At 43.1% G+C, this 12,692-nt stretch carries 9 protein-coding genes (1 of these 9 cut by a window edge); 1 reads left to right on the forward strand and 8 read right to left on the reverse strand.

Going from position 1 to position 12,692, the window contains the following annotated elements:
* Positions 1-1,687 carry the 3' portion of a glycogen/starch/alpha-glucan phosphorylase gene (locus BQ7344_RS04440; protein ID WP_083585483.1) on the forward strand. The gene continues 581 nt to the left of window position 1, outside the view, so the window shows 1,687 of its 2,268 coding nt (coding positions 582-2,268); the start codon falls outside the window, past its left edge; the stop codon is at positions 1,685-1,687.
* A 22-nt stretch (positions 1,688-1,709) separates the two neighbouring features.
* On the opposite strand, the gene BQ7344_RS04445 is transcribed toward BQ7344_RS04440, so the two are convergent.
* From BQ7344_RS04445 to BQ7344_RS04480, 8 genes are all read right to left on the reverse strand, one after another.
* On the reverse strand, positions 1,710-3,386 hold the full coding sequence (locus BQ7344_RS04445; RefSeq protein ID WP_072521585.1) for an extracellular solute-binding protein: 1,677 nt from the start codon (positions 3,384-3,386) through the stop codon (positions 1,710-1,712).
* A complete protein-coding gene (locus BQ7344_RS04450) occupies positions 3,376-5,148 on the reverse strand; it encodes a sensor histidine kinase (RefSeq protein ID WP_235816038.1) in 1,773 nt (590 codons plus the stop codon). Before BQ7344_RS04450 ends, BQ7344_RS04445 begins: the two co-directional genes overlap by 11 nt.
* Complete coding sequence (locus tag BQ7344_RS04455; protein WP_235816039.1) at positions 5,081-6,616, reverse strand: response regulator transcription factor; 1,536 nt, start codon at positions 6,614-6,616, stop codon at positions 5,081-5,083. The genes BQ7344_RS04450 and BQ7344_RS04455 overlap by 68 nt, the downstream gene beginning before the upstream one ends.
* Before the next feature lie 97 nt (positions 6,617-6,713).
* Positions 6,714-7,550 (reverse strand): carbohydrate ABC transporter permease, encoded by an 837-nt coding sequence (locus BQ7344_RS04460; protein WP_072521588.1) that lies wholly within the window; start codon positions 7,548-7,550, stop codon positions 6,714-6,716.
* Complete coding sequence (locus BQ7344_RS04465; protein ID WP_015542389.1) at positions 7,550-8,404, reverse strand: carbohydrate ABC transporter permease; 855 nt, start codon at positions 8,402-8,404, stop codon at positions 7,550-7,552. The genes BQ7344_RS04460 and BQ7344_RS04465 overlap by 1 nt, the downstream gene beginning before the upstream one ends.
* A 115-nt stretch (positions 8,405-8,519) precedes the next feature.
* Positions 8,520-9,794, reverse strand: coding sequence for an ABC transporter substrate-binding protein (locus BQ7344_RS04470; protein ID WP_015542388.1), 1,275 nt, complete (start codon positions 9,792-9,794; stop codon positions 8,520-8,522).
* A gap of 399 nt (positions 9,795-10,193) precedes the next feature.
* Positions 10,194-11,207: an HdeD family acid-resistance protein gene (locus tag BQ7344_RS04475; protein ID WP_072521589.1), complete on the reverse strand. Its 1,014-nt coding sequence runs from the start codon at positions 11,205-11,207 to the stop codon at positions 10,194-10,196.
* 122 nt (positions 11,208-11,329) lie between these two features.
* On the reverse strand, positions 11,330-12,658 hold the full coding sequence (locus BQ7344_RS04480) for a threonine/serine exporter family protein (RefSeq protein WP_072521590.1): 1,329 nt from the start codon (positions 12,656-12,658) through the stop codon (positions 11,330-11,332).
* Positions 12,659-12,692 lie beyond the last annotated feature (34 nt).

A 12,692-nucleotide genomic window follows, 5' to 3' on the forward strand; every position in this document is an offset into this window, starting at 1 on the left:
TGATCTCGATACTGTCGATGAGTCTGTGATCGGTGACGGTATCTCTTTTGACAAAAAAGATATTGCCAAAAACCTGACTCTGTTTCTTTATCCGGATGATTCCGATGAAGATGGTCGTCTGCTCCGCATCTATCAGCAGTACTTTATGGTTTCTGCTGGTGCACAGCTGATTCTTGATGAATGCATGACCCGAGGCTGTAATCTGCACGATCTCGCAGATTATGCGGCAATCCAGATCAACGATACTCATCCGAGCATGGTAATTCCGGAACTCATCCGTCTTCTCGGACTGCATGGAATCGAATTTGAAGAAGCTGTTCAGATTGTTACTGACACCTGCGCGTATACAAACCACACAATTTTAGCAGAAGCACTTGAAAAATGGCCGCGTCATTATCTTGACACCGTTGTACCGCAGCTTATGCCTATTATCGAAAAGCTGGATGCAATTGCAAAAACACGTACTGATAATGCCACACTTGCTATCATTGACCAGAATCAGGTTGTACACATGGCACATATGGATATTCATTTTTCCCATTCCACAAATGGTGTTGCCACACTGCACACTCAGATTCTGAAAGAAAGTGAACTCGCCGGATTTTATCAGATGTATCCTGAAAAATTCAACAACAAAACAAACGGTATCACTTTCCGACGCTGGCTTTTGAAATGCAACCCTACATTAACCAGTGAAATTGAAAACCTGATCGGAGACGGATTCAAAAAAGATGCCTCTGAACTCAAAAAACTCCTTGCTTATACCAATGATACCGAGGTACTGTCCAAAATCCGCACAATCAAAAAAGATAATAAAAAACAGCTTGCAGCATGGCTCGCTGACAAACAGGGCATCCAGCTGAACACAGATGCAATGTTTTCTATCCAGTCAAAACGACTTCACGAATACAAACGCCAGCAGCTGAATCTTTTATTCCTGATTCACGAATATCTGGAGATCAAAGCCGGTCATGTGCCTGCCACCCCACTTGTCAGCATTTTCGGTGCCAAAGCAGCACCTGCTTATATCATTGCAAAAGATATCATCCACGGTCTTCTGACTCTGTCTCAGGTAATCAGCGAAGATCCGCAGGTCTCCAGATGGCTTCAGCTTGCATTTGTTGAGAACTATAATGTATCTGCCGCAGAAAAAATGATTCCGGCATGCGACCTTTCCGAGCAGATCAGTCTTGCTTCCAAGGAGGCATCCGGAACCGGAAATATGAAATTTATGCTGAATGGCGCACTGACACTCGGAACTATGGATGGCGCCAATGTCGAAATCGCAGAAGCAGTCGGAAATGACAACATCTACATCTTCGGTCAGAGCAGTAAACAGGTCATCCACCACTATGCTGCTGCCGATTACTGTGCCCGTGACTGGTATGAAGCTGATCCGAATCTGCGCCGTGCTATCGACTTCCTCACAAGTGAGGAAATGTTGAAATATGGCGACGAAGAACATCTGAAACGACTTCAGCATGAATTGACCAATAAAGACTGGTTCCAGACTCTTCCGGATTTCAACGCTTATGTGGTTCGCAAAGAACAGGCGATGAAAGACTATGCAGTCAACCCGGAAGACTGGAGCCGCAGAACACTGATCAATATTGCAGAAGCAGGATTCTTCTCATCAGACAGAACGATTGCCGAATACGATCAGGATATCTGGCATCTGGGAAAATAAGTGACCCGATACATTCAGAAAATCACTCACCGGGGTTGGAGCGACGGATCTGTTCCGTCAGCTCCTCACCACCCTGCTCATACCATTCTTTTACAAACGTATCAAAATAAGAAACCGGCTTCACACCCATAATGATCTGGATGAACGAATCTTTTTCAAGCTGCTGCAGAGATTTCGGCAACTCACCATCTGCATCGTCCAGATACTTCTGCGCCTGTGACTGATAGCCGCCATCTATAAGGAGTCCCACTGCGGAAATTCTTGATTTGTAGGCAGCCCAGTCTTCCGGAGTCGATGATTTGCCGTGAAGATAATTCTCACATGCGACATAGTAAGATTTTTCTAAGCCCCATAAACTTTCTTTTTTGTCTGTACCATTCTGAACCGCACGTATATCCTTTGTAATCTGAAATGTTGCTTCATTATAATCGACATTGATGACCAGTGGTCTTGCTGTCGGCTCTACATTCAACGCAGAATATTCATTGACGTCATCTGCATCTTCTGCTTCATATCTTGTATAATCAAACAATACACTGATGATTTTCATCACAATTTCCGGATGCTTATATCCCTTACGCACAACCACATATTTATTATCACGAAAAGAAGCATACGCATTATCATGTTCCGGCTGCTGCAGATAGTATGGTTCCCAGTCTGCATTTTTATCTTTTTCATATACATCCATCAACGGATTATTCGGTGTCCACCATAGTCCGAAAAAGGCTCCACATTTTCCACTTACCACAAGATCACGCAGATTGTTCTGGGCACGCAGTGCAAAATTTTGATCAATGACACCTCTTTCATATAACTCATGAAGATAGCTCAATGCATTTTGGGTCTGCTGTGTCACGGAACCATATACAATCTCACCATTTTGATTTACCCAGCGTTGCGGACTCGCATGATACCTGTCAAACACCGGCTCTACCGAATAACTGGAGCTGGTACTTCCGACAAGATCTGTGTCGCATACCAGCCCCACCGGATCTTCACCCTCTTCTGTTCCCATCCCGTTTTCCACAAATGCTTCGATAATTTCAAAGGCATCGTCCAGTGTCTTCGGTTCGTCAAGCCCAAGTTCATCCATCCAGTCTTTTCGAAGCCATAGAAGTCTCGGACCATGATCGATCACAGTTTCCGGGATTGCCATCAGCTTTCCGTTGAACTTCCCCGCATCCAGAAGGTCACTGCCATAACTCTCGAACATCTCCTTGATTCTTGTCGTTGTACAGCTTTCATAGACATCCGACAGGTCCTCTACAAGATCATTTTCTACCAGTTCTTTAAGTGTCTCTCTGTCAGAAACAACAAGTACATCTGGCAGTGTCTGGTCTTTTACCAGAATATTGATAAACTCATCATAACGGTCTTCCCGTTCCATATATACGTTGTCGTTCTGGATATTCAACATCTTCCGAAGATATCTCGTATAGACATTATCTTCGTAGGTGTTTCCATCCGGGAGGTTTGAATTGTTTACCCCACTCATCTGACCAAGTGTATAGGTCACCAGTTCAGGATATGCTGCATATGGACTCTCTTCTGCTTTTTGCCATGCTTCTGTGTCCTCGGCAGCATCTGCACTCTGCGTTTCCTGCGTCTGCCTTTTGTCCTGCCGACCTGCACCACCACATCCACTCAATGCAAAAGCGCAGGAAAGTATCAGTGCTGTTATTTTTTTATACTTCATCTTTCCTGCCCTCCTTCGGAAATCTCATCATAACTGTCGTCCCCTCATCCGGTGCACTGAAAATCCTTATTCCATAATTTTCTCCATATAAAATCCGGATGCGGTCATTGACGTTTTTAAGTCCATAGCCTTTTGCCTGATAAGTTACAAGCGTCTCTGCTTTTTCCTGCGGCATTCCCATTCCATTATCCCGGACTGTGATTACTACATCATCACCATTCCCCCGGAAAGACAGGAAGATTTTTTTGTCTCCGTCTTCTTTTTCATCAATGCCATGCTCAATCGCATTTTCAACAACCGGCTGCAGGAGCAGTTTCGGCATTTTTTCATTTTTGATTGTCGGATCAATATCCCAGTCCACTGTAAAATTGTTATCGTGCATAGTAAGCTGGATTTCAAGATATGCCTGCATATTCTGAATACAATTCTCAACCGTAACTACGTCCTCACCTTTGCTGAGTGCTGTACGGTAAAATGTCGACAAGGCAAGTGTCACCTTGCTGATTTCCATCTGATTGCTGCGGATTGCCATCCAGTTCATCATTGAAAGTGTATTATACAGGAAATGTGGATTAATCTGCGCCTGCAGTGCTTTCAACTCATATTCTTTGAGTGCAATCTTATTTACATACACTTCATCAATCAAACGGTTGATCTCATCCATCATATTGTGGAAACTATTAATCAGGATACCAACTTCATCTTCAGAATCGCTGCTTACCGTAACTTCACGGCTTCCATGATTGACCTGATCCATATTTTTTGTAAGTTCTTCAATCTTTCGTGTAAAAATTCTTGAAAAAGAAAGTCCCAGAAACAAAATAATAAAACCACAGGCAATAATCAGCGGAATCTCCTCAAGAAGAATTCTCCTTACAGACCCCGAGATCGCATCCTGACTTTTGTAAAAGTAAAATACCCAGTCATTTTCCTCACTTTCGGTTTGCGTCCAGGTACATGTCTGACTGATTTTACTAAGCAGTTTGTCCGCAGTCTGCGAAGTATCCTTTTTGTTATCGTCGGACAACTTAAGTTCTTTCAAGCCGGTTTTGTTATACAGCACATTGCCATCTTGATCCGCTATAATTCCACCATTTTCATCGGTCAGAATATTCGTCAGCGGCTGAAATATCTTATCATAATCCAACGAAATACAGAGAACCGCATTCAACTTCTGCTGGGCATAGATCATACGTACAGCTACAACTTCTCCCCTCGTCCGATCTACTTTCCACTGAATCCGTACATCATCTTTCAGCCCTTCACTCCACCACTCTTCCTGCATTTTGTCAAGTGGAACAAGTGTATATTCATGTTCGACCTGAATACTGTCGGCAAAAAGCTGAATCCGGTTGATCGCATCGTGATAAGATTTCGGTACGGACAAAAGCGGATCTGCAATCTCCGTATACTTCTCGTAAGCAGTATAATTATCGATATTTTTTTCTTTAATGATCTCTTCAATATCCGGCGAGTACGTCAGATAGTTCAGAAGACTCGCATATACTGCGGTCTGGCTGTCGATACTCTCTTTGGTCTGCTCCATAATTGACTGCATATCTTCCAGTTCACTACTTCGTACCATCGTACTCTGACGGCTGTGACTGTACAGTGCAAGCACCGTCATCGGCACCAGGCTCGTCACGACAAGAAGAATCGTCAGCTTGTGGCGGTATTTCATATTTTTGAATATCTTACGAAGTCTGTTCATCCTCTCCGGTTCCTTTCCTGTATGACTCCGGACTGCTTCCGTAATATTCACGAAAACTCCTGCAGAAATAAGAAACATTTGCAAATCCTACGCGTTCGCTGATCTGAGCCACCTTCATATTGGTACTGCATAGAAGCTCTTTTGCTTTTTCCATGCGGAACACACGAATGTATCGGTTCAGATTCATGCCTGTCTCTTTCTTAAAAATAAAGCTCAGGTATCCGGACGACAGATAAACTTTCTCAGCCAGCATTTCCAGATTCAGATCTTCTTCATAATGCTGATAGATATAGTTCTTGACTGTTGCCACTTCATTCCTTGATGTGCTCATAGAACGTTCCAGAAAAGCCTCGTACTCTTTGATGTTATCTTCGGTCACTGCAAGGATTTCCATAATATTTTTGCACTTGTACAGTCTTTCTACTTCCTGTTCCAGGCGGCGCTCCCCTGAAAACTGGTTTTCCTGAAAAAGTTCCTGAATGACATTGGAAAATACAAATTTGATATACATTGCAGAATACTGCGTGTTGTCGTGATATTTTTCTTTGAGGCATTCGAAATGTCTGCGCAACTGCTCTGTATCTTTACGTGTGATATCCTCTGAGATCATCTGCATGATCTGCGAATCCTGCACCTCGCCCACAGATAATTTCAATACATCATCCTCATTTGAAAAAACATGTTTTTCCGGATGATAGAATTTTTCTTCCATCTGCTGTTCCAGCTGTTCCAAAATCTCCGGCAGACATTCACAGCCCTCAAACTTCCTGCTGACTGCCAGATAAAAACTGTCCCTGTACTTTCGCTTCATATAGTTATAAAGATGATTTGCAACAAGCTGATAATCACAGTAAACATCCTGAAACAGAAGCAGTGACTGTCTCGCATTCAGATTCAGATAAAAGTAGACCCTCCGCAGTTCTTTCTGAATTTCATTCTCGAGGTTTTCTTCTGCCGTATCAAAAAAAGCCACATCAGACTCGATCAGGATTCCGCAATGCCAGCCGTTCCATTTGTCAAGGTCGATCATATCCTTTGCTTTTTCCAGTGTTTCTGTCTTTCCGGAATAAAGATAGTTCTGGAGAAAATACTGCTGCAGGAAATTTTTCCCCTTAATCTCCTGGCTTTCTTTTTTCTTCCGGCGGTCAATCTCTTTCTCGGCCTTCTGGATCACTTTGTGGAAATCTTCCGGATTAACCGGCTTCAGAATATATTCTGTCACTCCGTAACGGATTGCTTCCTGTGCAAAGCTGAAATCACTGTAACCGCTGAAGATCACGATCTGTAATGCCGGATTTTCTTCTTTGGCACGTCTCGATAACTCCAGTCCATCCATATGCGGCATCTTGATATCAGTCAGAATAAGTTGAATATCCTCTGTACGGATAATCTGCAGTGCCTGTTTGCCATTCGAAGCTTCAAATACTTTTCGTTCCCCTTCTTCTCTGGACAAAAGGTATTTGAGACCTTCTCTTTCAATTTTTTCATCGTCTACGATCAGAACATTTGTCATTTTCATACTCCTGTTTTGTTAGTTTAGATTCAGTATAGCATGAAGTCCCCGGAAAGAATATCTTCCCGGAGACTTTTTTTGTAAATGTATTTTGTAGCTCGCATCAGCCTTTTACGGCACCGGCTACAACACCTTCAATAATATATTTCTGGCATACAAGGTATACGATGATGATCGGAATGATATCGATCATGATACTTGCCATCATTGGTCCCATCTGTACATGTCCATAGCTTCCGCGGAAATACTGGACTGCCATCGGAATCGTACGATATTTCTTAATATCCAGAACCAGTGTCGGCAGAAGATAATCGTTCCATACCCACATCAGTTCAAGGATTGCCGTAGAAATAATCGTTGGTTTCAGAATTGGGACAAGCACTTTGAAATAAACCTGCAGCGGACTGCATCCATCGATCAGAGCTGCCTCTTCGATTTCAAGCGGAATACCTTTTACAAATCCGGTAAACATAAATACTGCCAGCCCTGCACCAAATCCAAGATAGATGATGCAGATGTTGTACGGATTGTTAAGATGTAAGGTATCTGCTGTTTTTGCCAGTGTAAACATAACCATCTGGAACGGTACTACCATACTGAATACACAGAGGTAATAGAAAACCTTGGATAATGCTCCGTTTACACGAACAATATACCAGGCCGCCATAGAGCAGCACAGCATGATCAGAACAACGGACATGACTGAGATCACAAGACTGTACCAGAAAGATTTGAGAAAATCCATCTGTGTAACACTTGCCACAAAGTTTGCAATGCCGTTCCAGGTTTCACTTGTTGGAAGACCGAATACACCTGCGGTTGTAATTGCCGTCTCTTTTTTCAGTGAGTTGATCAGAATCAGTACGATCGGATACATCCAGAGGATGCAGATAATTGTCAGTATAATTGTCGCAACAGGACTTTTCTTCTTATTTTCCATTACTGCTGAACCTCCTTAGATGATGTAGCCCGAAGCTGGATCAGCGCGATCACTACAACTAGAATAAAGAATACAACGGCTTTTGCCTGGCCGATACCCTTCCACTGTGGTCCGCTTCTTGCATAGAATGTATCGTAAATATTGAGTGCCAGTAACTGGGACTGTTTTCCCGGATCACCACCGGTCAGTGAGAGGTTCTGGTCGAACATCTTGAATCCATTTGTCAGTGTCAGGAATGTACAGATTGTAACAGACGGCATGATCATCGGAAGTTTGATCTTAAATAAGATCTGTCTGCTTGTCGCGCCGTCGATCTGAGCAGCTTCGACCAAATCCGGAGATACGTTGTTCAGACCGGCAATGTAAATGATCATCATATATCCGATCTGCTGCCACATCAGAAGAATCAGCATACCGATAAATCCATTTCTCGCGGAAAGTGAAAGCAGCGGCTGTCCCCATTTGGACAGAAGACCATTTAACAGAGTCTGCCAGATGTATCCAAGTACGATACCACCAATCAGGTTCGGCATAAAGAATACTGTACGGAAAGCATTTGTTCCTTTGTATCCTTTTGTCAGTGCCAGTGCAATAAAGAATGCCAGTACGTTGATCAGAATACTGGATACGAATGCAAATACAACCGTCAGCCAGAAGGAATGGCTGAAAGTATTATCCAGTAAAATCTTGGAATAGTTCGAAAATCCTACAAATGTCACATCCTGTACAGTGGTAAACTTACAGAATGAAAGATAAATGCCCCAGATGAAAGGCCAAAGAAAACCAATTACGAATGCCGCAAAGGTTGGCAGTACAAAAATCGGCCACCACTTTTTGATTGTTCTTCCTACCATGATGAATCTCCTCTTCCCTGTTCCGCAAAAATAATTATTACGGTTTTATGACTGACAGAAGGAGGCAAGAAATTCTGCCTCCTCCTGCTAATTACATGTTATTTTCAAAATCAAATTATTCAGAAAGAGCTTTTTCTGTAGCCCATCCATCAACGAATGCACTTACAACATCATCCCAGGAACCAGTGCCTGCTGCATATGCGGTAAGAGCTGTTCCAAGACCGTTTTTCCACTCTTCAGACGGCATTGTTGTGAAGTTCCATGATACAGGTGTAAGACCTGCTTCTGTGTACTCAGCATCCTCTTTTACAAATACGTTTGTAGACTCCTGTGCTGTTTTGAAAGGAAGTGTGAATCCCATATCATCTGCCATGGATTTTGTTCCTGTTTCAGAGGTTACACACCAGTTCATGAAATCCAGAGTTGCCTGAATGTCTTCTTCAGATGCATTCTTGTTTACGCACCAGTAGTTCTCTGTACCTGTTGCAAGTCCCTCGTTCTCATCATCTACACCAAAGTAGATCGGGATCATTGCCATTTCATCATCACCGTATGTTTTGGACAGTTCTGCATATTCCCATGTACCATTCTGATAGAATACTGCTTCGCCGTTTACAAATTCGTTTCTGGAGTCATCTGCTGTCTTTGCAGAAAGTTCAGCTCCGTCACAGGTAGAATCTGTGATGTACAGGTCAAACAGGTTCTTGTAGTTGTCAAGATATGTTCCTTTGATTGCCTCTGTATCATCGATTCCGTCTTCTTTGTATTCATAGTAAATCGGAAGGTTTGCAAGATGTGTTTTGAATCTCCAGTCAGAGGAGCCGTCCATACCTGCTGATGTGAAAGCACCTTTTACTCCGAGTTCGTCTTTTCTTGCCTGAATGTCATCAGCTACTTTCTTCAGATCATCATAGCTCTTGATGTCGTCCAGTGAATAGCCTGCTTTTTCAAGTAAAGTCTTGTTTGTAATAAGACCATAGGATTCGATTACGTATGCGATACCATCTACTGCATCTCCGTCTTTCAGTTCGTATGTATCAGATGTAAGACCTTTTGTGATTTCTGCATCTTTCAGATCATAGCAGTAATCTTTCCAGCTCTTAAGTCCAACCGGTCCGTTTACCTGGAACAGTGTCGGTGCATCGCTTTTAGCCATTTCAGACTGAAGTGTTGTCTCATACTGTCCTGATGCTGCAGTTACAACAGTTACTTCTGTTCCTGTTTCTTCTGTGTAAGCTTTTGCCAGGTTCTGCCATGCTTCATCTGCTTCCGGTTTGAAGTTCAGATAATAAACCTTTCCGCCACCGTCTGCCATAACCGGTACTGACGGAATCATTGTTGCTGCCATTAAAGCTGCCATACCCATTGCTGTAACTTTTTTCATTTTCATAGTGATTGTCCTCTCCTTTTCTTGTAAGGTTTGTTCTTTCTTAAGCTGGTTTTATTATAGTTTTTGTTGATTTTTTATACCATGATAAAAAATCAAGATTTATGTTCATTTTTCAATTTTGATATATAAAATTTTTCAATCAAGTCACCATTCTCGGGGTGTCGGTTGATGGAATTAGGATTTACTTTTCTCCAGGTCATCCATTTTCGACAAAATTGGTTTGCTCTTATTTCAGATAGTTCCTACTGAGTCATCCGATTGCAAAATTTTGGTTGTTCTATTTACAACATATAAAAAACCAAGTCACTCTTCAGGCAATTTTCTGATGACCTTAGTACGAGTACCGTAACACTAAGTCACCATGCTCCATCGGAATGACTTGATTCTATTTATTTTCTACTATTCATTTTCTTTCCTACTGTCTTTGCGTTTGCGGGAAATCACATCCAGAAGGCTCTCGTCTTTCATATCGGAAAGATCTTCGTCGGTGATCGTCGGCTGAGATACAGTATAAGCGCCTCTGCCGGCTGGCGGAATGTCACCTTCTGTCTCAGAGAAAGAATGCTCCGTTTCACCTGACGATACCTCTTCTTCACTTATCTGCACATCATCAAGTGATTCCTCCATTCGGGAAATGTCCACTTCTTCGACATGCTTTTCTTCTGCTGCTGCGTTCTCTGCAGTATCTGCGAAGTCATGCACTTCCTCCGGTGCGTCTTTCTTCTTACGGGAGCTCCACGGTGCGTACTCCGGTTCAGGCTGAATGTCTTTCTCTTCCTGTACAAAATCCTCCGCATTCATGCCATCCACATCACTGTCTGTTCCGTCAGACAGGATTTTTCCATCTGCGTCTACTGCTTCTACATCCTGTTTCAGCTCTTTGAGACCTTTTTTCAGAAGAACCAGATAGATCAGATCAATGATTCCGTTGCACAGGAAAATCCATCCTGCAAAAATTACTGTGTATTTTACCATCGTAAACGGATTGACCACAAGTGAAATACCAAGCGCAATAAAAATCAGGCTTCCAAACAAAAGGAATCTCCATGTATCGACTCCACGTTTCTTGAGTTTGAAGCTGCCCTTGAGTGTCCAGATGCTGTCAACCAGAATAAATGTACCGAGTAAAATCGGGAGAAGTTTAACCACGATCTGTGGATTCATAAAAAGGAAAATTCCGAGTACCATCAGGATACCGCCGGAAAACAGATCGAAGATCGTTGAATTTAATTTCTCGGCAACATAGATCAGGATGTGATACAATCCGACCAGAATCAAAAGGATTCCAAACACAAATTTACAGATGACATTGATCATATTAACCGGCATAAATACGAGACATATGCCAAGAACAATATAGATCAGAGAAGTCACGATCTGACCTTTTAAAAAGTTATTGATTTTTTCCCACATTGGTTTCCGCTCCTTTCGCCCAGTGGATATCTAAGGAACAGTATACCGTCTTTTGGGCTGTTCGTCTATAGGACATTCTGTGCCGGATGTCACTAATTCTACCCATACGGCTTCGACTTTTATCAGGTACAGTAACGGAAGGTTTTGTCGGTCAGTATCCTTGCAAAAATCAGTCCGAGCGGCAGTGCTGCGATGATCAGGATTGCTGCTGCAAACCACGATGCCGCAACAGAAAGTGACATCATACCCAGATTATAAATTCCACGGTACAGATAAAGTCCCGGAACCATAATTACAATAGAAGGAACCGTCAGGGAGATTCTCGGGTAACCTGCTTTGTTTTTTATCAGAGAAGCAAAAATCCCCGCAGTCAGTGCGCCGATAAACGCAGCCACTGCCGGTGGCATTCCTGCCAGATCCACAAGTTCGAGACGAAGTGTATTTGCAACTGCACCGATCAGGGCTGCCATCGTTGCAAGGCGCGCCGGACTGTTAAACATGATGGAGAATCCAAACACGCCACAAAAGCTTGCCATAAGGCGGAACAGAATCCACATTTCCACCGGCATGGACATCTTGATAAAGTCAACCGGTTTCAGGTGCAGGATCAGAGCCATGATCCACGCTGACATAGTTGCAACCAGAATGATGATCAGCGCGTACATCAGACGTTCCATCCCAGAGCGCATATCAAGCTTTGCAAGGTCAATTCCGCTGGTAATAAACGGAAAGCCCGGAATGATAAATAACATCGCGCAGATATACCCCGCCTCATGCTGAATGGAAATACCCCACAGCATTTCTCCGATTTTCAGAAATCCTGCATATACCAGACATGCCAGTGAAACGGATGACACAATGCAAAGGAAAAGTGTGAAGTGATGCTTTGTCAGTTTGCAGCGAAGAAAGTTTCCAAAGCCTGCACCGACAAAAGCACAGAACATTTCCACCGGTCCTCCGCCGAGGAGAAATGTAAATCCGCAGCATGCAAGCGCAGCGGCAAATCCAAGGGCAATCGGAGAGTACAGCCCATGAATCCTTTCGATATCATCCAGAAGAGAATGCAACTCTTCTCCTGACATGTCTTTTCCATCAATTTCAAATTCACGGATAAAATTTTCCAGACGATTCAGCTTTGAAGTGTTGACTCCTGTATTTGTCAGGCACAGAGACTGTGTAAATCCGTCCTGTCCGTCAAAGCAGGTATACTCAATGGACATCAGCCCAATATCTGCCGTACAGGTAATTCTCATCACTTCCGCAAGTGTATTCATAGAGCTTCTGACACGCCACGCTCCTGTACCACAGGACAAAAGCATGATTCCGACTCGCCCGATGATGGATGCCTTTTCTGTCAGGCTTGCCTGCGTAACAGGTATATTCCCTCCATTTTCGTCCGTATATTCATGCCACGCAATATCCATGTGGTTTTTTCTGATCATCTGCCGCATATTTTCCACATCCCTGCTGATTTTTCAGCTGTTA

The organism is Blautia sp. Marseille-P3087 (assembly GCF_900120195.1).
In the GTDB taxonomy this organism is placed as follows: Bacteria; Bacillota; Clostridia; order Lachnospirales; family Lachnospiraceae; genus Blautia_A.

Coding starts and splice junctions, on each gene's coding strand:
- BQ7344_RS04445 (WP_072521585.1), bottom strand. CDS start 3,386: ATGAAGTATAAAAAAATAACAGCACTGATACTTTCCTGCGCTTTTGCA.
- BQ7344_RS04455 (WP_235816039.1), bottom strand. CDS start 6,616: ATGAAAATGACAAATGTTCTGATCGTAGACGATGAAAAAATTGAAAGA.
- BQ7344_RS04460 (WP_072521588.1), bottom strand. CDS start 7,550: ATGGAAAATAAGAAGAAAAGTCCTGTTGCGACAATTATACTGACAATT.
- BQ7344_RS04465 (WP_015542389.1), bottom strand. CDS start 8,404: ATGGTAGGAAGAACAATCAAAAAGTGGTGGCCGATTTTTGTACTGCCA.
- BQ7344_RS04470 (WP_015542388.1), bottom strand. CDS start 9,794: ATGAAAATGAAAAAAGTTACAGCAATGGGTATGGCAGCTTTAATGGCA.
- BQ7344_RS04475 (WP_072521589.1), bottom strand. CDS start 11,207: ATGTGGGAAAAAATCAATAACTTTTTAAAAGGTCAGATCGTGACTTCT.
- BQ7344_RS04480 (WP_072521590.1), bottom strand. CDS start 12,658: ATGCGGCAGATGATCAGAAAAAACCACATGGATATTGCGTGGCATGAA.